Source organism: Christiangramia sp. OXR-203, from assembly GCF_034372165.1.
In the GTDB taxonomy this organism is placed as follows: Bacteria; Bacteroidota; Bacteroidia; order Flavobacteriales; family Flavobacteriaceae; genus Christiangramia.
Genome location: NZ_CP139698.1, coordinates 746,054 through 770,796 on the forward strand (window position 1 = coordinate 746,054; position 24,743 = coordinate 770,796).

The window sequence follows — 24,743 nt, forward strand, 5'->3', positions numbered from 1 at the left end:
TAAGGACAAGTAGTCTAAAAAGCTGCCAAGAAGCTGTTACAATTAGGTTAAAGCTTGATAGGTTCAACGAATTTTAAAATCTTTGAGGTTCCCTCGCTATCAAGATGTTTTATAAAAGCACTACCAATGATTGCACCTTTGGCAAATTGAGTTGCTGCCTTGAAAGTCTCCCGGTCTTTTATACCGAAACCTACAATTTGAGGATTCTTTAAATCCATTTCATGAATTCTTCGGAAATAATCAGTAGTTTCATTTCCAAAGCCTGAAGTAGATCCGGTGACACTTGCACTACTCACCATATAGATAAATCCATTAGAAATGGAATCAATAAACCTGATTCTTTCTTCTGAAGTTTGAGGAGTGATAAGAAAAATATTGATCAATCCATATTTCTCGAAAAGCGCCTGGTATTCTTCATGGTAAACATCTACTGGAAGGTCTGGGATAATAAGTCCGTCAACTCCTATTTCTGCACATTTTTTACAAAATTCTTCCACTCCATATTGTAGCATAGGATTAAAATACCCCATAATGATCAAGGGGATTTCAACTTTAGACCTGATCTCTTTGAGTTGATCAAAAAGCTTTTGAGTGGTCATCCCATTTCGCAGAGCTTTGGTCGAACTTTCCTGGATAGTAGGCCCATCTGCCAGTGGATCGCTAAAAGGAAGTCCAATCTCAATAAAGTCAACACCGCTTTTTTCAAGGTCTACGATGATCTGTTCAGTATCATCAATGTTTGGAAAGCCTGCACTAAAATATATGGAAAGAAGTTTTTTGTCTTCTTTTAATTTCTCCTGAATTCTATTCATTTTCTATAAATTGAAATATTCAATATATGTGTTCAAATCCTTGTCGCCTCTGCCTGATAGATTAACCACAACGATATCATCCTTCTTAAATTTTCGGTTTTCAAAAACAGCCAGGGCATGGGAAGTTTCTATAGCGGGGATAATTCCTTCCAGTTTAGCTAGTTCTAAACCAGCTTTCATAGCTGCTTCGTCTGTAATGCTGATAAATTCTCCTCGTTTGCTGGTGAAAAGGTTGGCATGCATTGGTCCAACTCCTGGGTAATCCAGGCCAGCTGAAATACTATAAGGTTCAGTAATCTGTCCGTCGCCGGTTTGCATTAAAAGCGTTTTACTACCATGAATAATTCCGGGTTTTCCCAATGCTGATGTTGCAGCACTTTCCCCGGTATCAATACCTTTTCCAGCTGCTTCCACCGCGATAATGCCAACTTTTGGATTATCGAGATAATGGTAATAGGCTCCTGCAGCGTTGCTCCCACCACCAACACAGGCGATCACATAGTCAGGATCTTCTGTATTTTCCTTTTCCATTAATTGATACTTGATCTCTTCAGAAATAACACTTTGGAATCTCGCCACCATGTCTGGATAGGGATGTGGTCCAACTACAGAACCAATGATATAGTGGGTATCTACAGGATTATTGATCCAGTCACGAATTGCTTCGTTAGTTGCATCCTTCAAGGTACGGCTACCAGATTTCGCAGGAACCACCTTAGCTCCCAGCATTTTCATCCTGGCAACATTTGGAGACTGCCTTTCAATATCCACCTCGCCCATATAGACAATGCATTCCATTCCCATCAAAGCGCAAACTGTAGCCGTCGCGACACCATGTTGTCCTGCTCCGGTTTCAGCAATAATCCTCTTTTTTCCAAGTTTTTGCGCCATGAGGATCTGCCCAACTGTGTTGTTAACCTTATGCGCACCAGTATGGCACAGATCCTCACGTTTTAAATATACCTTGGTTCCATAATGCTCGCTAAAGCGTTTTGCATAGTATAAAGGGGTAGGTCTACCTACATATTCTCTCAATAGATCATGAAATTCTTCCTGGAATGAATCCTCCTGCATGATCTCGATATACCTTGAACGCAGTTCTTCTACGTTAGGATACAGCATTTCAGGAATATAAGCTCCGCCAAAATCCCCGTAATATCCTTTTTCATCTACCTGATAGCTCATCTTATGAATTTATCTTTTGTTTGAATTCTTTTAATTCTTTCAGTTTTTTTAATCCGGGTTTCAATTCGAATTTACTATTTACATCTACGGCATAAAGAAGATCTGGTTTTCCTTCTCTATAGAAATGATTTTTCAATTCGGCAATTGCTTCCCCATGTTCGGGTCCAATACCGCCACTAAGGAAAAATGGTGTGTTAGAAGGATATTCTTTTAAAATCTGCCAGTCGAATTCCTTGCCATTACCCCCTCGTAAAACTCCTTTAGTATCAAATAAGAAAAAATCTGCGATACCCTCAAATGCCTGCATCTTCTGAAAATCAAAATGGTCGCCAACACTAAAAACTTTTATCAACTCTGGAGTGCTGCCATGTTGCTGAAAATTATTCTTCAGCTTTTGACAGAATTCTGCCGACTCCTCTCCGTGCAACTGAATTGCATCAAGCTTGTGCTGCTTTGCAATATCCAGGATCCTGGAAACTTCTTCATTAACAAAAACTCCTGTTTTTTTGATCTCAGCAGGGAGTTCAGGAAGTTTTCCATCAAAATAGCGGGGAGATTTTTTGTAAAAAATAAAACCCATGTAAGTAGGTTTTAGATCTGCTACCTGCAACATGTTTCCAGGTTGCTGCATCCCGCAAACTTTAAGACTCAATCCAGTACTTTGTCCTGAGGCCGGTGTTGTTAAGTTTTGTTCCTGCATAATGTAACTTATCACTTCCTGTTAATTTCGTTTATAAAATCTTTCGCAGCCTTCCCGGGATCTTCTGTTCTCATAAAATTTTCTCCAACTAGAAAACCCTGATATCCATAATCTTTAAGTTCTGCGATTACATTTGGGTCGCTAATTCCACTTTCTGATACTTTCACGAATTCGTCTGGTATATGTCTGGATAGATCTTTGGAGTTTTGGATGCTAACTTCAAATGTTTTGAGATTCCTATTGTTCACCCCAATCATGTCTACGTTTGCTTCAATTGAATTCTCCAGTTCCTCAAGATCGTGTACTTCCAGTAAAACATCCATCCCAAGATTTCTCGCAAAAGTCGCCAGACGTTTCAATTCTTCAGTCGGTAATACCGCCGCAATAAGCAAAACTACATCTGCTCCAAAAGCCTTCGCTTCAAGAATCTGGTAGTCATCTATCATAAAATCCTTACGCAAGACCGGCATTTCCACAACAGCTCTGGCGTATAAAAGATCTTCCAAAGAACCTCCAAAATATTTACCATCGGTAAGGACAGACATACCGCAGACTCCGGCATCCTGATAACCACTCGCCACATCCTGTACGTTGAGATCGTGGTTGATGACATGTTTGGAAGGTGATCTTCTCTTATGTTCCGCAATGATACCGCTGCTTGAATTTCTTAGTTTGTCTGCCAGTGAAACCGGATTTCTTTGAAATAAGATCGAATTTTCGAGCTGTTCTACTGGGAAAATCGACTTTTTCAGGCTCACTTCCCTACGTTTATCAGCAACAATTTTATCTAGAATATTCATAATCTCAGCTTATTATTTACTTAAGTCCTGTAATTTTTTGAAACATTTAAACGCGTTTCCCGATGCAATGGATTCTTTTGCACGGGCGAAACCATCCTGGGCACTTAGATTTTCGACAGTAGCGATGGCCATACCGGCATTTGCGCATACGACATTCTCCTGGGCCTGTGTTCCATTGCCTTTCAGAATATCGGTTAAAATTTCTGCGGAAGATTTAATCGAACCACCTCCTGCAATTTGTGATTGTTGCAATTCTGAAACTCCAAAATCTTCTGGCTTCAACATACTTTCAGAATCGTTCCGAATGCTTTTGGTCTCACAGGTTAACGAAATTTCATCGTAACCATCGAGAGCATGAAGTATTGTGTAATTCTTATCGGTATTTTGATAAAGATACGCATACATTCGCGCCAGCTCCAAACTAAAAACGCCTACCAGTTGATTCTTGGGAAATGCAGGATTTACCATAGGACCGAGCATATTAAAGAATGTTTTTACAGCCAGACTTTTTCTTACCGGTGCAACGTTTTTCATCGCGGGATGGAATAGTGGAGCGTGTAAAATGCAGATATTGGCCTCTTCCAGAGTTTTCTGAAGAAATCCCTGGTCACTACTAAACTTGATGCCAAGATATTCCATGACATTGGAGCTTCCACTTACTGAAGATACACCATAATTACCATGTTTGGACACCTTAACTCCGGCGCCTGCAGTTACAAATGAGGCAGTTGTTGAAATATTGAAAGTATCTTTTGCATCACCTCCGGTCCCACAAAGATCCACGGTGTTGTAATCGTTGAGATCTACCTTTACACATAGTTCAAGCAATGCATCTCTGAAACCTTCCAGTTCCTGAATAGTAATGCTCCTCATCATGTAAACCGTTAGAAATGCTGCGATCTGTGTTTCTGAATATCTCCCTTCAGAAATATTAAAAATAGCCTGTTTTGCCTCGCTGGTCGTTATAGTTTCGTGACTAATTAGCCTGTTTAAAAGATCTTTCATGAAGTTTTTTGCTCGTTTTCCTTATTCTGAAGTGTTTCTGGTGAAGATTCATGTTCAACCCAGTTTTTTATCATCTTTTTACCATCTGGTGTCAATACAGATTCCGGGTGAAACTGAACTCCCCGAACATCAAATTCTCTATGTCTTAAAGACATGACCTCACCTTTTATATCATAACTGGTAGCCTCCAGCTGTGGTGGAAGCTCCTTCGCGACTACCCAACTGTGGTATCTTCCAACTTCCAGTTCTTTTTCCAGTCCTGAGTATAAATATTCATCTTCGACGAAAATCTCAATACTGGTAGCGACGCCATGATAAACCTCTTTAAGGTTCAATAGTGTGCCACCATAAACTTCGCCTATTGCCTGCATACCGAGACAAACCCCCAGAATACTTTTAGTAGCGCCATATTCCATGATGATTTGCTTTAAAAGCCCCGCCTCATCTGGAATACCCGGACCCGGGGAAAGCAATATTTTATCATAATCAGCCATATCCTCCAGGTAAAGCTGGTCATTTCTCTTTACGGTCACCTTACAATCCAGTTCTTCAAGATAATGAACAAGATTATATACGAAAGAATCGTAATTGTCTATAACAAGGATCTTTTTCATCTTTTCCATTCTAAATTTCTTCAGCTATTTCCAGAGCTTTGGTAAGTGCTCCCAGTTTATTATATACTTCCTGTAATTCATTCTCAGGTTTTGATTCGGAAACGACTCCGGCACCTGCCTGGTAATGCAATTCGTGATTTTTACTTACAAAAGATCTAATGATGATCGCATGATTGAAATTGCCTTCAAAATCCATAAAACCAATCGCGCCTCCATAAGCTGAACGATTCACATTTTCTAATTTTTCAATAAGTCGTAATGCCATTGGTTTTGGAGCACCGCTTAAAGTTCCCGCAGGAAAAGTGTCTGCAACGATCTGTGGTGTTGGAACATTGGCGGCGATCTTTCCGGTGACTTTGCTAACTAAATGAATAACATGAGAAAAGAATTGAATTTCGCGGTAATTCTCAACGACAACATCGCTTCCATTTCGGCTTAGATCATTACGTGCCAGATCAACAAGCATTACATGTTCCGAATTTTCCTTGCGATCTGCGGCGAGTTCCTTGGCAAGCTCTGCATCTTTTTCATCATTCCCGGTACGTTTAAAAGTTCCGGCAATTGGATGAATTTCAGCTCGACCCTCGTTTACTATTAACTGGGCTTCAGGTGAGCTTCCGAAGATTTTAAAATTTCCGTAGTCAAAATAGAAGAGATAGGGGGAAGGGTTCACATTCCTTAGCGCCCGGTAAACATTGAATTCATCTCCCTTAAATTTCTGAGAGAAACGTCTTGAAAGTACCAGCTGGAATACATCACCACGCTGGCAGTGTTCCTTAGCAGCTTCTACAACATCACGATATTGATCATCGTTCAGATTAGAGTATGGCTGCTCGGTTCTGGAAAAATTATACGATGCGAAATTCTTAACCTTCAGCAGTTGTTCAATCTCCTCCAGTTTGGATTCAGATTCATAACTATGGTCGAAGATATACGCTTCGTTCTTGAAATGGTTGATCGCGATAATGTTTTGATATACTGCATAATAAACATCCGGGATTTTTAAATCCTTTTCTTTACGGTTGATCTCAACATTTTCGAAATACCGAACGGCATCATATCCTATATAACCAAATATGCCATTATTGATAAACTTAAAATCTGAAGCATCAGCTTTAAAGCGCTTTGAGAACTTCTGAATCGCAGCAGGAACTGAAACAGTTTTATCGATTTTAGTTGTTTGAACCGTGCCGTCTGGCAGACTTTCAGTAATAACATCATTTTCTACTTTAAATGAGGCTATAGGATTACAGCAGATATATGAAAAGCTATTATCACTTGCGTGATAATCACTGCTTTCAAGCAAAAGACTGTTTGGATAACGGTCGCGAAGCTTCAAATAGATACTTACCGGAGTGATAGTATCTGCAAGGATCTTTTTTGAAGTTGTCTTTAATTCGAACATTGAATCTTAATTTTTTTAAATAAAAAAAAGGCTTGTCGTGAGACAAGCCTTATATATCTATATATGAAATGGCGTATCAGCTCACGATTTATTGCGTAAGTTGCTCCACCACCAGTTATGTGTATTCGTTATAAACATAGCTTCAAAGATAGAAATCAATTATTTCTTATCAAACTAAATTTTAATAAGAATCCCAAAGATTTACTTTGGGAGTTAATTTAGAATTTCAAATTGATATCAAGGTCAAAATTATCATAGATAGTTTTGTCTCCAAGATTGTCAAAGAAACTACCTGACCCGTAACGAACATCATATTTGGTTCTATCAATAGTTACCTTTGTGGTAGCTGTATCACCGTTCATGGAAAGATCAAAAGTTAATGGGTGAGTTTGTTCCTTGATAGTAAGATCTCCTACAATTCCGTATTTCCCATTACCTTTAGATGCAGCACTGGTAATTACAAGTTTTGCTTTAGGGTGATCACTGGTTCCAAAGAAATCATCAGACTTTAAATGACCTTCAAGTTTTTCTTTGCTGTCACCAGATAGGTCGGTCACTGTAATAGTACTCATATCCATTACAAACTCTCCTCCAGTGATCTTATCATCTTCCATCATCAGGTATCCGCTTTCCAGCTGAATAGTTCCTTCATGAGATCCAGTCACTTTCTCCCCGGTCCAGGTTATAGTGCTTTCAGAGGTTTTTACTTCTTTTTTTGAATTTGTAAATGCTACGGTAGTCAAAACTACTACCATAATTACTGCTGAATTAATTAATTTGTTTTTCATGATGTGAGTTATTAAATTATATGAAATGAATTAGATCTGAAGTTGATTTTCTAACCTTTGCAAGGTGCTGATACTGATCTTCAGCGCTACGATATCCAATAGGAGCGATTACTGCGGTAGTTAGATCTTTATTTTCAAGCTGAAGAATTTCATCAAACTTTTCAGCATTGAAACCTTCCATTGGGCAGGCGTCTATCTTCATATGAGCAGCTGCGGCAAGTAAGTTACCCAAAGCTATGTAAGCTTGTTTCGCAGCCCATAAGTCCTGCTTTTCCTGAGGCAATTGAAGCGTCGTGTTCTTAATCATGTCTTCCATTCCTTTAAGATCTTCCCGGAACATGTTGCGCGTTGCCGAAATATTATCTAAATAAGTGTCAACATACTTTTCAGTTACCTTAGTAAGATTTGCGAAAATTACAAGATGAGATGCTTCAGTGATCTGGGTTTGATTCCAGGCTTCGGCTTTTAGTTTTTCTCTCACCTCTGGATTTTCAACTACGATTACCTCATAAGGCTGTAAGCCATAGGATGAAGCGGTTAACTGAACACTTTCTAATAATTGATCAAGGTCTTCGCTACTAATTTTTTTCTCGCTATCAAATTTCTTTGTAGCATATCTCCAATTTAGGTCTTCGTTGAATCTTGTTTTACTCTGTGTTTCTAAGCTCATTTAATTTATTATTTAAATCTGTTATTTCCTTTGTTGTCAATTTTTCTGAAAATCTATTCTCCGTTGATTCTACCAATGGATCAATCTCTTTTAGAAGTTCCTGTCCAGTTTCAGTAATGGTAATCTCAACTTTCCTTCTATTAGACGGACAAGTAATTCTCTGGCAATATCCTTTTTCGATCAGTTTGTCCACAAGTCTAGTGGTATTGCTCATCTTACTCACCATTCTTTCCTGAATGGTACCTAAGTTGGCAGGTTTACCTTTTTGACCTCTTAAAATCCTTAGAACGTTGAATTGTTGTAGACTTATACCGAAAGGCTTTAAAACATCCTGCATTTGATCGCTCAAATGATTCGCAGTCACAATAAGATTAAGAACCAGTTTTTTGGTTTCAGGAATCTGATCGGAAGTTTTTAAAAGATTCTCTATTTTCATTTGTTGTTACAACATTTGTATGTACAAATATGATATTTTTTGTTCGTACATGATAATAAAATATTGTTAAAAGTAGGATGGAAGACTTTTTGGTTTTTAAGCAATCCTATCTTTACGGTAACCAAAAACTTAAGTAACATGAAAGAATTATCACAGGATGAATGGCAAAAGAAAGCCCAAAATGATGATAAGGCAGTTCTACTGGATGTGAGAACAGAAGAAGAAGTTGATGAGGGATTCATTCCAAATTCTAAGAATATAGATATATATAAAGGTCAGGAATTTGTTGATGAAGTGGATAAACTTGATCGTGACAAGCATTATTATATATACTGTCGTTCCGGAAAAAGAAGTTCTCAGGCCTGTACCTTACTAGATCAAATGGGCTTCTCGGAAACTTATAATCTTGCTGGCGGTTTCTCGGAATGGGAAGGTGAGAAGGAGACAAATTAAAATATTTAAAATCAGATTAAAAGCACCACTTGTTGGTGCTTTTTCATTTTCAGTAATACTGAAACACCTGTTTATGCGTTAAAAACTTAAACCGGATTATTTGATTAGTCTATTTAATTGATATATTTAACCCCGATTGACCTCGAATTAAAGCATCATGAATAAATCTTTATCTTTTTTAATTACAGCGCTATTGTTCGCTACGAGTCTAACTGCCCAGGATTTTAGCTTCGGAATAAAGGGAGGACCTAGTTACTCCTCAGGTGGTACTATCACCGGAAATAGTTCGAATGGATTATATTTTGACGGTGTAGTGGAAGCTGAATCTGAGATAACTTTTCACGCCGGAGCCTTTTTCGAAGTAAGATTCGGAAAATTCCTACTTAGACCAGAATTTCTTTACAGCACCATGGAAACGGAATTTCCTTTTCCAACAGCACCTTCAATATACGCAGTTGATAAAATTAGTGTACCCTTGCTGGTCGGTTATAACGTTTGGGGACCAATTGATATATACGCAGGACCGGCTTATCAGAACATTTTGGACTCATCCTTAGAAGGAACTGAACCGCCAGATCTGGAAATAGTAGCGCAGAACTCTCCGCTTAGTGGGCAGATAGGGATCAAAGGCTCATTCGGAAGATTTGAACTTGATTTGCGATATGATCGTTCTTTATCTTCACAAGAAAATCAGGAAGTAGATATAGTAAATGCCGATTATGGAATTAATCGAGCTACTTTTAATGATACGAGATTGAACCAGATCATGTTGAGTATCGGCTTTAAAATCTTCGATAGTTCAGCTAATCCTGGTAGAAGAAAAGGCGGTTGTTATTTCTAATTTGATAAAACATAAAAATTATAAAGGGCTCCATTGGAGCCTTTTTTTATAGTACCTGGGTTCGGATCTTAATCCAAAGCCTTCTTAAGACAAATGCCAGAATTAGAACAATACTAGTGGTAATACCTGCCTTGAAGTATTCGCCGTAGATCCAGTACCCGGTGCTGAATAGTGCGCTGTATACTACAAAACAACCAAGTATGGTAGCTAATATTCCGGATGGAACATTCCAGGAATTATTCTTACCATCTGCAATTCCATCCATACCTATTGCTTTCCATCCCGGTCCACCGGGCTGTGTACGTTTATAAAAGTTAATGAGGACCTCTTTTTTCTCAGGTTTTGTAAGGAATGTAATCAATAACCAGGATAAGGTAGTAATGCCAACCACAACGGGATATGTTGCCCAACCAGGGAGTAAACCTGCTAATTTGGTGTTTGTAGCATTATCCACACCTCCAAACATATAAATACCTACACCGGTAAAATTGAAAACTACCGAAATAACTCCTGAAACCAACATGGCTGTAATTTCACTCCAGGCATTGATTCGCCACCAGAACCAGCGGAGTAAGAAGATGAGGCCGGTTCCTGCACCAAACATTAGTATAATATTGAATAACTGTAGCGCATTCTGTAAAACCAGGGCCATGAATGCACTAATGAGCATGAGTATTACAGTACTTATTCTTCCAACGTTAACAAGTTCTTTTTCTGTAGCAGTCTTTTTAATATATCGGGAGTAAAAGTCGTTCACAATATAAGAGGATCCCCAATTTAAATGTGTGGAGATAGTAGACATGTACGCAGCAACCAAAGAAGCAATGACCAATCCCAATAGGCCTGCTGGTAATTTCGTTAGCATTGCAGAATATGCCAGATCCTGTCCAAGCTTATCTTCACTTACATTAGGAAAGGCCAACTGAATGCTATGCAGATCAGGATAAACTATCAAGGAAGCGAGAGCCACGAGAATCCATGGCCATGGTCTTAATGCGTAATGAAGTACGTTGAAAAAGAAGGTAGCACCAATTGCATGATTTTCATTCTTCGCAGCCAGCATTCTCTGGGCTACGTAACCACCACCTCCAGGTTCTGCACCAGGATACCAGGCGCTCCACCATTGAACTGCCAATGGAATAATTAATAAAGTGATCAGTGCTTCAGTGTTGGAAAAGTCTGGAAGCATACTAAGTTTACCTGAGACATTTTCGTGGGTTAGCAAATTTTCAAGTCCGCCCACTTCAGGTAAGTTCACACAATAATATGCTGCTCCAACACCACCGATAATTGCTGTGAAAAAAAGTATGAAATCTGTGTAAACCACTCCTTTAAATCCTCCAAGAGTACTAAATATCACTGTTACGATTCCGGCTAGTGCCAAAGTTTCGATGGCAGAAAGACCAAGCATCACCTGGCCAATCTTAATAGCAGCAAGACTTACTGCTGCCATGGCCATCACATTGAAAACGACCCCCAGATACAAGGCACGAAATCCTCTTAGAAACTTCGCAGGTTTTCCTCCATACCTCAATTCGTAGAATTCAATGTCTGTATCAACGTTGGATTTACGCCATAATCTGGCATAAACAAACACAGTAAGAAGGCCGGTTAGTAGAAATGCCCACCAGACCCAGTTACCGGAAACTCCGTTATTACGAACAATGTCAGTTACCAGGTTTGGGGTATCAGTAGAAAATGTGGTCGCCACCATAGAAACACCAAGTAGCCACCAGGGCATCGTCTTGCCAGATAGAAAATATTCTTTGGAACTTTTACCGGAGGTTTTAGAAACATAAAACCCAATTCCCAGGGTAAGCGCGAAAAAAGAGAAAATAAGGATATAGTCTATTGTAGCTAATTCTATCATTTTAAGAGCATCGTATTTGCTACAATAACGAAAATTAATTCGATATATGTAAGAGCTATATCAGCATACAATAAAAAAGGGATAACTATGTTATCCCTTTTTCGGTTGGTTAGTTAAAGAATAAGGTAATTATACACCTATGCTATACTTACTCGATAACCAAAACTTTAAGCTTTAAATTTAGACTTTTTTATGGAAATATCTAATAGTGGTTTACACTTAAAATATAATTGTTTGCGAACAGTTTGATACTTATAAAGTCTCTAAGTTTCAAAACTTCCAGGCTACAAATCTTGTCTTTTTGTTTCCTAAATTCATGGAAATTATCTCAAAATCTGCATTGAGTTTGTTTAACTGTTTTTCTATTCCTGGTAAGTTTTCCTGTTTTGAAACCAGTGAAGTGAACCACTGAACTTTTTTGTTCACGCTTACACTATCTCTTATCATTCTCTTTAGAAATAAAGCTTCTCCGCCACGGCACCAAAGCTCATTGGAACGTCCTCCAAAATTTAATCTTCTGGTCTTAATTCCAAGATTGGTATTTTTTCGGAAATTGGCTTTATTAGCTTCTTCTGCGGAGTCATGAAAGGGTGGATTACACATACTGAAATCAAAAGACTCTTTTTCTTTGATCACATTTTTCAAAATGGATCCACGGTCCTCCTGTAATCGAATTTCTATATAGGATTGAAGCTTGTTGTTGATGACGTTTTTCTTTGCTGCTTCAATAGATTTAATTTCGATGTCACTGCCGAGCATTTTCCAGCCCATATGTTTTGCAGCAAGAATGGGGTAAATACTGCTGGCTCCCACACCAATATCCAGTCCTGAATAGTATTCTTTACCAATCTTATTATCCAGAAAATCCTTGAGATGTAACAAATAATCCATTCTTCCGGGAATTGGAGGACAGAGATATCCCTGTGGAATACTCCATTTCTTCACCTGGTAATGGTAGCTTAAGAGTGCTTTGTTTAAATTGAGTACAGCTTCAGGAATACTGAAATCTATAGTTAGATTATCATATTTATTTCTGAAGACATAAGGTTTGAGTTCGCTATTGACCTTAACTAATTCGGTGAAATCGTATTGTTCCCTGTGAGGATTATCTGGATGCATAAATTCTTTTCAGAAGGTAAAAATAGGCGAAATAAAAGTGTCCTAACGGTAATTTGCCATTTATCCAAACCAAAGATCATTTTCCACCAATTCTTCAGTAGAACTTAATCTTACTGGAGAGAGATTTTTTTTTGTATTTAAATACCGACTTACAATGCGATCTGCATAGCTGGAAGTTTTAGCTGGAACCAAAAAGTTCCGGAATTCATCGGGATGGTTAAAGTCATCTGAGGGTCCAATGTACCCGTAGCCGGCATACTTTCCTTTATTTAAATAAATAAAACTTTTTTCACCTTTAGTTCGACCCTTTTCCATCAATAGGCATGACTCATCATAAGTACCAATAAAATCTACTGCTCTGGCCACGCGTGAATTATATTCGGTAACGGAAATTTCTTCTTTACAAACCCCGCTACAGGCTTCTAGTTTGTAATGATTACAAGCGGAAGTAGCGCTTTGCAATCCAGTATATTTTGGGCAGAGATTAAAATCCTTACACAAATTCTCTAAAAAGCTTACCGCTTCTTCACGGGTATAGAATTTCATCCAGCTTACCGGTGCAATTTTGTTTTTATGCAAGGCAAATACTTCAATGCCTTTTTGATTATGATAAGAGGTGAGCGTATAAGGTCTCGAAACTTTCTTCTGCGCCTTATTATATTTCGGATAAAACTTCAGAATCAATTCGGCTTCACGAAGAAGCGCGAGAAATTCAGAACCAGTCAGCTCATAATCGATGCTATAGGTTTCCTGCATCAATTGGTACTTGCGATTACTACGTTCCTGGAAGTGCGATTTTATTCGGGTTTTTATATTTTTTGCTTTTCCGATATACAATGGAATACCATCTTTATCTCTGAAAAAGTAAACTCCGGTAGATTTTGGAAGCTTTTCAAAATCGGCATTTTTAAAGTGTGGTGGTAAATATTCTGCACCGCTTTTTCTGTTCAAAAATTCGGTGACAACTTCGAGTTCCGGATCCAGCGAAAGACAACGTTTTAACAAGATTACCGTTGCTTCACAATCACCCTGAGCACGATGTCTATCGTAAAAAGGAATGTTGATTGAGGTACAGATATTTCCCAAACTGTAAGAAAACAAGCCTGGAATTAATTTCTTCGTAAGTCTTACGGTACAAAGACGCTTTCTTTTAAAATCCATGTCAAGCATCGCAAACTCAGCCCTCAGTATATTATAATCGAAGTTCACATTATGAGCGACGAAAATACAATCCTTTGTGATTTGCATGATCTCGTCTGCGACTTCAGAAAACTGCGGTGCACTGCTTACCATTTCATCATTGATTCCGGTAAGACTTTCTATATATAATGGAATGGACTGGCTGGGATTCACAAGGGATGTAAAGGTCTTTGTGATTTCACCATTCTCCAGAATGATCACGCATACCTCTGTGATCCTGTTTCCTTTGATACCGTTCCCGGTAGTCTCAATATCAACAACCGCGTATTTCAACTCCTCCATGGCTGCAAATTACTACAATCTTCAGAAAAAATAAAGGAAAATATCCAAACTAATGGAATTAATCCAAAAACGTTAATAATTCGAGCATTTGAGTTCAGCCTACAATTTTCGTTTTTTCCTCTTCATTTTATTCAGCCAGATTATGGTTCCAGTCACGGGTAGGGAAGTGGCAATCAGGCAAGCCAGGAAATAGATGATCTTTGATAGAGTTCCAAAAATTTCACCAGTATGCAAAGGTTTTATGAGAGATGCGACCTGTACATTTAAATCCTTATCATCGAAAAGTTCCTTTTTTAATACAGATCCATCCCTATCCAAAACTAGCAGATCTGAAGTTGATGGAGACCAGTTGTCATCACCATATTTTCTGATTTCGAACACGTTGGTATCTTCTTGCGGGATACTGATATTTGTTTTGCCCGCATATGTCAACTCTGAATTGGAAATAGTATAGGCTTCTGAAAGTGAAATTATCTCAGAACCTGGCTCTTCAGAAGTGATACCGGGACCACCTCTTCCTCCAAAGATCTTTGTTCCCAGAACCTGGCTACCTGCTTCCCGATACCATTCAAAAGACCAGCAAAGTCCTGTGAGGATCATAATCACTAAAAAAATACAGGAGTAGAAACCAAGAGTATTGTGAAGATCGTGATTAATTCTTTTCCAGTTTGCAGACCATTTAATCTTGAATCCTGGTTTGAAAGCTTTCCATTTCCATTTTTTCGGAAACCAAATAATAATTCCACTGATGGATAGAAATATAAAGATGATCGTCGCAATACCTACTATGGGTCTTCCAATGCTGGTATCTAAAAGAAGCCAGCGATGCATTCTAAACATTATACTGAAGAATCCGTCCAGAGGTGAAGGTTCAGGTTTTAGGATTTCAGCTGAATACGGATCCATCATAAATGTGGTTCCACGACGATCTTTCGGTGATGTTTTTACTCGAAATTCATAGGCTTCAGAAGCTTCAGTTGGGATCGAAACAGAGGAAACAGTACCTTTTTCCGACATTCTGGAGGTTAATTCATCAATTGATAACTTTTCCGAAGAAGGAACAACGCGAAGTTCTTCAGCAAAAATTGATTTGATCTCCTTTTCAAAAACCAGCATGGTTCCACTAAAACAAACCAGAAATAGAATAATTCCGCTAGCCAGACCCAGCCAGAGATGGACATCTGTCATAAACTTTCTAAAAGTATAGGCTTTCTTTTTTTTCATTTTTAATAATTATAGTTAGGAACCACGCTGATTAGATTGTTATTTATTTACATCGTTTAATTAGAACCTATAGGAAATTACTCCGCTAAAAGTTCTAGGGTCCGTTTGATTGATAAACCTGGTTCTATAGGCATTGTAACCAATTTCATCAAATATATTATTTGCGAGAATTCTTACATTCCAGTTCTTATCGATCCTGTATGCAGCCTGTAAGTTTACCTGCGTAAGGCTTTCCACATCGAAAGGTTTTTGATTTGGCACGATACCCTGGTGAGTTACTGCTCCGGCAGACCAGTCATTTACAGGTCTCTCACCCGTGTAATATACACCTCCACCAAGAGAAAGTCCTTCAAGATGCTTTGAAAATGAATAATTTGCATAGGTGTTAAAAGTATGCTTTGGTGTATTTAGAGGTGCAGAACCATATACGAAGGAAGTGTGATCCTTATATTGAGCATCTATATATGAATATCCCGCGATCACTTCCAGGTTTTGCAAAGGCCGTCCCGTAAGTTCTACTTCAATTCCCTGCCGTTGATCGTTTCCCCCTTGTTGATAAAAGCCAGTCGCGATCCAGTTTTCGTCATAAACCGGAAGGTTGATGTTCTTATTATTTATTCTGAAGAGGGTAAGGTTAAAACGCAACCTACTGTTGAGCCAGTTCGTTTTGATACCTGCTTCTACCTGATCGTAACGTTCATTCCCCAGTTCTTCTCCATCTTCTCCAATTCTTGCCGCTGTTCTCGGGTAAGAGCTATTGGTGTAAGAAGCAAATAGATTTACATTTTCAAAGGGAGAAAAAATAATTCCAGCAAGCGGATTAAAAGAATCACTTCTATTATTTTCTTCACCGGTAATGGTTTCTACGGAAGAGTAACGTACTCCTAAAAATGTCTTGAACCATTCAGTAAAAGTGATCACATCCTGGGCAACAAATCCTATTGCTTTAGACCTGGCGGCTCCTTCATTTGCTGCTGCGAAATTAATTCTCTGAGGTAATAAACGGCTATTTGAAATATTGAATACATCAATAGTGTCCACTGCTGAAGCAGATTTGCTGAAAGTTTCGTAATTGGTTGTACGATAATCAAAACCAACCTGAAAAGTGTGACTTATGGCGCCGGTTTCGATTTCGTCACCAATTAGATCAAATTGTACAACACTGTTCTTATCACTACGAGTGCTTATTCCGTAGCCACGAGTTCTTTGATTATAGACGGGTACATCGTTTTCCATTACCACATTTCCAAAACTGGCACCTTTGTTATCAAGATCCAGATTAGACCTGTAATAGGCGGCACGAAGGCTAAGTTTTTCACTTAGATCCCTATTGACTCTAATGGCGTAAGTAGTGTTTTCTGTATTATTGCGATCGCTTTCAAAACCTAAAAAGACATCGTATGGAAGGTCGTAAATCGCATTTTGATCATTTTCAGCAAGATTAACTGTTCCTACATCTGGAGTTCTGCTATCTGAGAAATAATCCATTTCAAGAGTTACCTCTGTTTTATCATCTGGCTTCCATTCCAGCGACGGATTGATGTAGAAGCTCTCGCCAGAAATTCCGCTACGGTAAGAATCTTTTCTTTCTAATGCTGCATTTATTCTGAAGGCAATATTTTTCTGTTCATTTAGAGGGCCATAAACATCGAAAGCTGGTCTAACCAAGCCGTAACTGCCAACTCTCATCGAAGCTTCGCCACCAAACTGATATTTTGGAGTTTTGGTAACAATGTTCACAACACCACCAGGACTTCCAAGGTCGGTGGCAACGCCTTGTGTAATGGAAGCGGCACCTTTAAGAACCTGGATGTTATCAACACCCTGCATATCGGTTAAAATTCCTGTTCCTCTAAAATCTGAATGTACGCGCACTCCGTTCTTTAAGATTGGAATTCCACGAAAACCTCTGGAAGAAATACTCTCACTTCGGTTTCCGTAAGTAGCAAATGTGTAAACTCCGGGAACATTCCTTGTTGCTTCTGAAATGCTTAGTGCTCCTTGTTGCTGAATAAGTTTATCTGAAATTACTGAGATACTTTGGATCTGTTCGTAAGGTTCTAAAGGTAATCGGGTAAGGGCCTCGATCTTATCTGGATGGCTAAACCTGTTTCCAAAAACCTCAACTTCCTGCAACTGATCATCAATTTCGAGATCAATATTCAATACAGCCGGTCTATCCCTGAAGTCAACTTTTACTTCGGTAGTCTGGTATCCAATGGCCGAAATAGTAAGTTGAAGCTCTTCATCAGGTAAATTGTAAAATCTGAATTCGCCCTTCGCGTTTGCCGAAGTTCCTTTATTTAATTTTTTAATAATTATGGTTGCAAATGGAACCGATTCAGAATTATGAAGTATTTGACCTTTGATATCTGGTTCGCTTTGAGCCCATGTTAGAAACGGTATTGCGAGCAGTAGAAGTAGTAGTTTTCGCACTGGTATTTATTTAGACTAATTATAAACAAGGCGCAAATGTATTTAGATTTTCAAAAAATAAAAAATTGTTTAGAATGATTTTAAATAAAATTTTGAGGCTTGTAGCTTAAGTGGTTGAGGTTCAAAAGAAAAAGCTTTCGCATTGCGAAAGCTTTTTCTTTTGATTTACTGAAACAAATAGAGTAGGATCATGATTCCTATCCCAGTACTTAGAATAGCATACTTCATTAGGTTGTAGCTTTTTTCTAAACGTTCGATCTTCTCAGTAAATTCATGGTCTTCGTTCAATCTGTCCATGATATTTAATTTGGGTGCTTCAATATTTAAATATTTTGTTAAAACCCCAAATTACTGCTTAAATTTATTACTGTTGTTCTATGATCTCCACTCGAATTCCGCTGGTATGTCCGGAAAATTCCGGAGCATACATAGATTCTATCGTGCTAATTCCATTCGAGAAGGAACCAGCATTATTGGCTCTTACGGTATATTCAAGAACATAAGTTCCCTTTCGTAATTTATCGAAGAAGAAATGAGTAGCAGCATCTCTGGTGCTTTCATAATAGCTGGCATTATTTTGATATTTGTGTTCACTAATCACGTTTGTTGGTTCAAAACCACTTGCACGCATATCCTTCAAATGAATAAACCCCATATCTGCCTCAGCTCGTACGACTAATCGAACACTTACCAGGTCTCCTACTTTTAGTGGTGTATCAGATTTTATTCTCTTTAGTTCATTATTTCCAGTATTCAGATATAACTCTTTTTCGATATTAAGCGGACTCTCAGAATGAGTTTTGATCTTATCCAAATTTTCAAAATATTGCCAGTAAGCGCCACCATATCCGGCGGTAGTATTATTGTTCTCTATTTCAATATTTCCAAAATCTTCTGAAAATTCTCCGGCTTTCCAGGTCGTCTTCACATAGCCAGACCCAGCTTCAGCAGATGTATTGCTTAATTCTTCCATATCCAGTTTCTCTCCGCCAATCATGAATTGAGTATTAGAGGACACTGGAAGTATATCCATTCCCTGCATTAGCAATGCATACACAGCTGCAGTTGTAGATTTGGTAGTTTCCCAGTAGTTGGTTCTTTTATTCTGAATTAACCAGATCTTAAGTTCTTCAATTATTTCTACATCTTTGGAAACTTCAGCAAAAGCCTGAATTACGAGGGCCTGCACTTCAACAGGAGTATTAAATGATCTCCAGCTCGCTGTATTTTCTTTCCAGTACATGCCGTAAGTTTTAGATTTTACTGCCGTCTGTTTCAGCGATTCAATGATCTCCAATGCTTTTGAGGAGTGCCCAAAACGATTTAATATTATTGCCAGTTCAGCCTTTTCTGAAAGATTATAATCTGTCCAGCGTTCCTTTTGATATTCCAGAGCTTTGTCAATGAGGTCTTTTTGTTCAGCCGGAATCGGAAACTCTTCCTGGTGCATGCTTCTGGTTTTTGCATAGGCAAGTACACTGTGACTTTTATAAAACTCGGTTGAATTTCCGGACTCTCTTCTTCTTTTCTGCTCCATCAATTCCTTATCCAGATAAGCAATCGCATTGGCAAAAATTCTGCGATCGTCCAGCTCAATTTTCATGTTCTTCAGTTTTCCGAAGCCCTCGATGATATGAGATGTGATATAATAATTATCTCTACCGCCGGCAAACCATGGAAAAGCTCCCGAAGAATTTTGCATTCTGCGCAACCTGGTCAACATAGAAGTTAGTTCTTTGTTGATTCTCCCGGTTTCGAACAATAAACCTACTCGTTGTTGCTGTAAACTTTCAGAATCAGCATCCTGTACCCACGGAGTTTCAGCAAGCAAAAGGCTCTTGAGTTCTTCATTTTTCTGAAGATTGCTCACCATACTGGAATCTTTTCTCCATGCTTCATAAACTTCAGCGATCTCAGGTTTTGAGTTCACAATTTTCTGACCAACGGAATTAGCGAAAATCTTCGAAAATATCTGTTCAGAACATTCATGCTCATATTCCATGAGATATGGTAAACTTTGCAAGGCAAACCACCCGGGATTGGAAGTATATTCAAATGTAAACTGATGATTTTCCAGGGTTTCAGAATCATTTGATTTCAGATTCTCAAATTCAAAGCTTTCAGTTTCTCCTGCTCTAACAAATAGCGGTATACTTTCATAAACCAACATCCTATTCTTTAAAACAGGAAGTAAATTTTCTTCTCCATCACTAAAATCTCCTGCTTTCGCAAGGATTCTATAGGTCACGGCAGGAATAGTTTCCGGAACATAAAGTTTCCAGCTTACCACCTTGGTCTTTCCTTCCCGAATCTGGAAAGCTTGCAGTGTTTCAGTATTTCCCATTGGAATATCTACCGGCTCCATCGTCACGGCATCAAACAACTTCAGTACAGCGTTACCGGTCATTGGTTCACTGGAAAGGTTGGTTACTTTCGCCTTAAAAATGATACTATCACCTTCTCTTAAAAATCGCGGTGCATTTGGTACTACATTTAGATCCTTGCTTGTGGTTACAATTTTCTCCAGTTCACCGGTGCTCCAGTTGCTGTTATGAGCCAGCAATCGTAATTTCCAGCTGGTTAGTGCTTCCGGAGTGGTGAAGCTAAAGGATAAACTTCCATTTTCATCCAGTTTTAGATCCGGGAAGAAAAATGCTGTTTCCTGTAGATTTGTTCTTGCATCAACATTTTCAAGGTCTTCCAAAGATTTGCTGGTGGTGATGATCACAACACCATCAGCCGCTCTGCTTCCATAAATTGCTGTAGCTTCTGCACCTTTCAGAATTTCGACGCTTACTATATCTTTTGAATCTAATTCGTAGTCTTCAACAGGTTTTCCATCTACGATAAACAGCGGACTTCCACTTATGCTTGAACTACCTCTAATTTTAAATTCGGTGCTCGCCCCAGTTCTGGAAACCTGTACTCCAGCGACATTACCTTTTAAAAAGGCAACAGATTCACTTTCCTGATCGGCATCTTCAACAACTTCTGCTGCTGCCTCACCATAACCTGTAACTATGACTTCATCCAGGCTGGAAGAATCTGCTTCAAGATCAATAAACACTTCGGTTTCATCACCAAGTTGGTATTCCTGAATTACATAACCTACGTAACTAAAGGTGAGAAGTGAGTTTTTAGGAGCATCGATTCCAAATTCACCATCATAGTCTGTCTGTGCGCCAACACTCGAACCTTTGACCGTCACATTTACTCCTGGAAGTGGTTCTCCATTCTCGTCTACTACTCTTCCCTGCACACGAGCTCCGGAATCCGCTTTATTGCTAACTTTTAATGTGCTCAGATAATTCCTGTACTGGTAACTGTTGGGCTGACCAAAATCAAAGCCAAATTGAGAAAGCTGATCAAAACGAAGATTAACTCGTCTATAATAATTATTTCTACCAAAATATCTATACAGGTTGGTGCTTCGACCTAAATTATCAAAATATAAGGATGGATAATTAGATCTGTAAGCACTAAAACCAGTATCCGTATTCCACTCATCCTTTTTAAATTGATCAAGCGAAATATCATACATAGAAGCCAGAACTTCAGCTTCCTTTTTCTCACCAGGAGTTGATACATTGAAACTCCAGGTTTCTTCAAGTCCAGGTCTTATTTTATTTCTGAAGGTTTCCGTAGAGATTTCAAGATCTTCGGAAGCTTTTCTGAAGTTTACCACCTCGCTGAATTCAATTTGCCTGTTGTTTATTACTGAGGAAACAACGAGTTTAAATTCCGGGTCTTCCAGAGATTTAAGCGGAATCTTTAATTTTAACTTTCCATCAAGCTTATAGTATTCTCTAAATATAGAAGTTCGACCGTTTCTGAATGCTGAAACACGAATTCGCAAATTATCTATAGGAGAGCTGATCTCAACCTGTGCGTGATCATTTGAAGCTAATGTTTCCTTATTGATAATAGTTACGAGAAGATCCTGATCGGTAAAGGCCTTATTACTTATAGGGTCCTGGATACTAATCACCTTAAGTAATTCTTCTTTTTTATTTTCATGTCGGAGTTCGAAACTTAATAAGTAACTACCGGCTTTCCAATTTCTGGTAGCGATCTCATCTTCAAAATTCCCATCTGAATCAAAACTGGATTCGTACACGGTCTCAAGTTTTTCCCAGTTTTCTGGTTTAGTCAGCTTTCGGTAAGGTTCAGTCGGAAATAGTTTTTCGAATTCATCTTTAGAAATAAGTTCGAATTCTGGAGCCTCCCACCATCTTTCCTGGTAATGCTTTTCAGGACTCTTGAGCCTATAGATCTTATAATTACCCGTCGCAGGCACCTTTTGGTCATTCAGATTTCTTGTAGCCAGATCAATTTTCAGCGTATCGTTAACATCGATCTTTTCTGCGATTTCAAGCTTTTGAAGAAAATTCTTATTCCCGATTTTAAGCGACTGCTGTGCATCTCTCGTTTCTCCACTCACATCGGTCACAGAAGCAGATATGGAGTAGCGATAAACAAGATCACTAAGATTATTGTTCTGGTCTGCCCTGGCTTCAAAAGGAATAATAAAATTCCCATTTTCATCTGTTTCAGTAGTATCAGATTTAATAATTACTGGATCTGAATAATAACTTCTCCACCACGAATAATTCATTCGCTCCCTGGTAACTGTGTAGGCAACTTTAAGATTTGGAAGCGAAGCACCAATATAGGCTTCAGCAGAACCCTTAAGTTTGATTTCTTCACCCAACTCGTAAGCTTTATTTATGGTGTCAAAACTTACCTCAAAAGTTGGTCGTTTATATTCTTCTACACTAAAATATTTGTAATCATCCTGAAAGTCATCCAATTCATCCCAGAATTTTGAATCGGTTTCATAATATTCTTCGGCATAAATGGAGAACTGGCCGGTAAGATTATTGACTGGCAGATCAAAACTACCGGTAAAAGATCCGTACTCATTGGTCTTGAATCTAAATTCATGAATTTCATTGTCGTTCGGGTCTTCTACGAATACATCTATATATTCATTAGGAACTATGCTGGTAGAATCATTTCTATGCTGAATAAAAACACCCTTAAAATGTACTTTTTGACCGGGACGGTAGATTGCACGATCCAGGAAGAAAAGTACCTTCGCCTGTGAATTATCATTTTCATTATTACTATTATTATAGCGATGACCACCGCGATTGTAAGAGGAGGAGTAGAAATCATTTCCTTTAGTAAATTCTATATGTTCTTCCCAATATCGATTCCCGGAATAGCTATCCATTACAATCTCCCCATTACGATCAGAAGTTCTGGAAAGAATGGTGGTATTGCCCTTTTTTACTCTTAGAACAACATCGCTTAAACTTTCTCCTGACTTTCGATCAACTACATGAAACAAATTTTCTTTCTCAAAATCTGTTCTGGAGACGGCGATGTTGGTCACCAGGTAAGTTCCGGAAGTATGATTGCCATCTGAATCGTATAAATGAACAAGATACCTTCCGAAGTCTTTTCCCGGAATTACAATTTCAGTAGAATGCTCATTATAATCTGTTTCACCTGGTAAAACGATCTGTAAACTATCTGAAATTTTAGCAGCTTCTTTCTTTATAATATCTGCTCTATCTCTATAATTTACATTATTCAGGAAATTCATACCAACCTTACCTATTTTCATATAGACGGTATCCATATTTTTATAAGTAAGCCTGGCACGACCTGGTTCATTTTGAGTGAGAATGTTTTGCAATTGCGCCTCCAGACTTGGTGTATTAAGTATCTTCAAAAGATTCTGAGCATTCTGCCGGGTAAGCGTATTGTTAAAGTTAGACTCAATAAGTTTTAAAAGATCGACCGCTTTAGCATTATATTGTGGATACTTCGGTAATCCCTCTTCATCTCTTTCTGAAGCTTTTTCAGCATAGGCATTAGCCAGTTCAAACATTAGCTGAGCCTTAATTTTCCGGTCTTTTGAGTTTTCTTCCAGCTTCTCAATTGCACTGATGTATTCCTGAAAATCATCATGAAATTCAGCATGAACAAACTCAACACGTTGTAGTTTCCAGTAATTCAGAGATACATCACCTTTGTCTTTTGAATGGATTCTTTCCAGTTCCTGATACTGTCGTAGAGCAAGCAGCTTGGAATTTTCAACATCAGTAATTTCAGCATTTACAAATCGCGAGTCTGTAGCAAAAAGCACCTCTTTGCTAACTTCTGTTTTCGCAGCTTCAAACTCTGAATTGAAAAAGCTACCATCCTTAAGAAACTCCAGATAACGTCCAGCCAGAAGATCATAGATAGAAGGTCTGAAATCTCTGGTTATCGTCTTTGCATTTAAAAGCACATCAATTTCAGAATTGGGAAATTTGACCAGTTTGCCGGGATTGGCAATAGAATTTTTATGTGCTGTATGTATACTGTCCTTGATAGTTTCCAGAGACCAGGTACTCAAATCCTTTTGATTTGGATCGTCGATTTGTTTCTGTTCCCGGCGACTCCATCGGTTTTGTCTATAATAATCACTTAATAACTCAGCTTTATAACTTTGAAGCACCTGATCAAATGGAAAAGGAATCTGTGTAATAGAATTATTGATATCCTGAAGTATGTAGCTCTCCGCATCCTCATGATTGATTTGGTATAGGCGATAAAGGTAGATCTTCGCCTTAATAAGCTCATCATAACTTTTATCACTTTTTGCGTGCTGCATTAAGTTATTGGTACGCTCTAGTGCAGTCTCAACTTTTCCATCTTTCTCAAGCGAATTGATCTGTAGCCAACTTTCTTTATAGCTTGGGTTTTGGGCGAATAGTAAACTTTGGGATATGATGAAGATCCCTAAAAGCAATTTTTTCATAGGTAGCAGGTTAGGTTGTATAGGAATTAAAAGGTACTAAAAGATTTAGCACCGCAATAGTTATGCCTGTAATTTTATAATCTTACAAC

Annotated in this window: 19 protein-coding genes; 2 read left to right on the top strand and 17 right to left on the bottom strand. The window is 38.4% G+C overall.

What is annotated here, in order from left to right:
* Nucleotides 1-47: 47 nt before the first annotated feature.
* From trpA to T8I65_RS03535, 10 genes are all read right to left on the bottom strand, one after another.
* A complete protein-coding gene (gene trpA, locus T8I65_RS03490) occupies nucleotides 48-812 on the bottom strand; it encodes a tryptophan synthase subunit alpha (RefSeq protein WP_322302054.1) in 765 nt (254 codons plus the stop codon).
* Between the two features lie 3 nt (nucleotides 813-815).
* Nucleotides 816-1,997 (bottom strand): tryptophan synthase subunit beta, encoded by a 1,182-nt coding sequence (gene trpB, locus T8I65_RS03495; protein WP_322302055.1) that lies wholly within the window; start codon nucleotides 1,995-1,997, stop codon nucleotides 816-818.
* A gap of 1 nt (nucleotide 1,998) precedes the next feature.
* Entirely contained in the window at nucleotides 1,999-2,712 is a 714-nt protein-coding gene (locus tag T8I65_RS03500) for a phosphoribosylanthranilate isomerase (protein ID WP_322302056.1), read from the bottom strand.
* Entirely contained in the window at nucleotides 2,709-3,497 is a 789-nt protein-coding gene (trpC, locus tag T8I65_RS03505) for an indole-3-glycerol phosphate synthase TrpC (RefSeq protein ID WP_322302057.1), read from the bottom strand. The genes T8I65_RS03500 and trpC overlap by 4 nt, the downstream gene beginning before the upstream one ends.
* A gap of 12 nt (nucleotides 3,498-3,509) precedes the next feature.
* Nucleotides 3,510-4,502, bottom strand: a complete 993-nt coding sequence (gene trpD / locus T8I65_RS03510) for an anthranilate phosphoribosyltransferase (RefSeq protein ID WP_322302058.1) — start codon at nucleotides 4,500-4,502, stop codon at nucleotides 3,510-3,512.
* A complete protein-coding gene (locus T8I65_RS03515) occupies nucleotides 4,499-5,116 on the bottom strand; it encodes an aminodeoxychorismate/anthranilate synthase component II (RefSeq protein WP_322302773.1) in 618 nt (205 codons plus the stop codon). The genes trpD and T8I65_RS03515 overlap by 4 nt, the downstream gene beginning before the upstream one ends.
* A gap of 10 nt (nucleotides 5,117-5,126) precedes the next feature.
* Nucleotides 5,127-6,521 carry an anthranilate synthase component I family protein gene (locus T8I65_RS03520; protein WP_322302059.1) on the bottom strand — a complete coding sequence of 465 codons (1,395 nt, stop codon included), beginning with the start codon at nucleotides 6,519-6,521 and terminating at the stop codon, nucleotides 5,127-5,129.
* A 218-nt stretch (nucleotides 6,522-6,739) separates the two neighbouring features.
* On the bottom strand, nucleotides 6,740-7,309 hold the full coding sequence (locus T8I65_RS03525) for a YceI family protein (protein ID WP_322302060.1): 570 nt from the start codon (nucleotides 7,307-7,309) through the stop codon (nucleotides 6,740-6,742).
* Nucleotides 7,310-7,325: 16 nt separating this feature from the next.
* Nucleotides 7,326-7,979 (bottom strand): NAD(P)H-dependent oxidoreductase, encoded by a 654-nt coding sequence (locus T8I65_RS03530; protein ID WP_322302061.1) that lies wholly within the window; start codon nucleotides 7,977-7,979, stop codon nucleotides 7,326-7,328.
* Entirely contained in the window at nucleotides 7,957-8,415 is a 459-nt protein-coding gene (locus T8I65_RS03535) for a MarR family transcriptional regulator (RefSeq protein ID WP_322302062.1), read from the bottom strand. The genes T8I65_RS03530 and T8I65_RS03535 overlap by 23 nt, the downstream gene beginning before the upstream one ends.
* A gap of 138 nt (nucleotides 8,416-8,553) precedes the next feature.
* Here T8I65_RS03535 and T8I65_RS03540 point away from each other — a divergent pair, with 138 nt between their 5' ends.
* On the top strand, nucleotides 8,554-8,868 hold the full coding sequence (locus tag T8I65_RS03540) for a rhodanese-like domain-containing protein (protein ID WP_322302063.1): 315 nt from the start codon (nucleotides 8,554-8,556) through the stop codon (nucleotides 8,866-8,868).
* A 157-nt stretch (nucleotides 8,869-9,025) separates the two neighbouring features.
* Nucleotides 9,026-9,709 (top strand): outer membrane beta-barrel protein, encoded by a 684-nt coding sequence (locus tag T8I65_RS03545; RefSeq protein WP_322302064.1) that lies wholly within the window; start codon nucleotides 9,026-9,028, stop codon nucleotides 9,707-9,709.
* Nucleotides 9,710-9,755: 46 nt separating this feature from the next.
* On the opposite strand, the gene T8I65_RS03550 is transcribed toward T8I65_RS03545, so the two are convergent.
* The 7 genes from T8I65_RS03550 to T8I65_RS03580 all read right to left on the bottom strand — a co-directional run bounded on the left by T8I65_RS03550 (nucleotide 9,756) and on the right by T8I65_RS03580 (nucleotide 24,654).
* On the bottom strand, nucleotides 9,756-11,579 hold the full coding sequence (locus tag T8I65_RS03550; RefSeq protein WP_322302065.1) for a sodium:solute symporter family protein: 1,824 nt from the start codon (nucleotides 11,577-11,579) through the stop codon (nucleotides 9,756-9,758).
* A gap of 270 nt (nucleotides 11,580-11,849) precedes the next feature.
* Nucleotides 11,850-12,698: a 23S rRNA (adenine(1618)-N(6))-methyltransferase RlmF gene (rlmF, locus tag T8I65_RS03555; protein ID WP_322302066.1), complete on the bottom strand. Its 849-nt coding sequence runs from the start codon at nucleotides 12,696-12,698 to the stop codon at nucleotides 11,850-11,852.
* Nucleotides 12,699-12,758: 60 nt separating this feature from the next.
* A complete protein-coding gene (locus T8I65_RS03560) occupies nucleotides 12,759-14,180 on the bottom strand; it encodes an exonuclease domain-containing protein (RefSeq protein WP_322302067.1) in 1,422 nt (473 codons plus the stop codon).
* A gap of 99 nt (nucleotides 14,181-14,279) precedes the next feature.
* Nucleotides 14,280-15,404 carry a PepSY-associated TM helix domain-containing protein gene (locus T8I65_RS03565; RefSeq protein ID WP_322302068.1) on the bottom strand — a complete coding sequence of 375 codons (1,125 nt, stop codon included), beginning with the start codon at nucleotides 15,402-15,404 and terminating at the stop codon, nucleotides 14,280-14,282.
* A 60-nt stretch (nucleotides 15,405-15,464) separates the two neighbouring features.
* Nucleotides 15,465-17,840, bottom strand: a complete 2,376-nt coding sequence (locus tag T8I65_RS03570; protein ID WP_322302069.1) for a TonB-dependent receptor — start codon at nucleotides 17,838-17,840, stop codon at nucleotides 15,465-15,467.
* A gap of 165 nt (nucleotides 17,841-18,005) precedes the next feature.
* Nucleotides 18,006-18,137 (bottom strand): hypothetical protein, encoded by a 132-nt coding sequence (locus T8I65_RS03575; protein WP_322302070.1) that lies wholly within the window; start codon nucleotides 18,135-18,137, stop codon nucleotides 18,006-18,008.
* Between the two features lie 67 nt (nucleotides 18,138-18,204).
* Nucleotides 18,205-24,654, bottom strand: a complete 6,450-nt coding sequence (locus tag T8I65_RS03580; RefSeq protein WP_322302071.1) for an MG2 domain-containing protein — start codon at nucleotides 24,652-24,654, stop codon at nucleotides 18,205-18,207.
* Nucleotides 24,655-24,743: the final 89 nt, after the last annotated feature.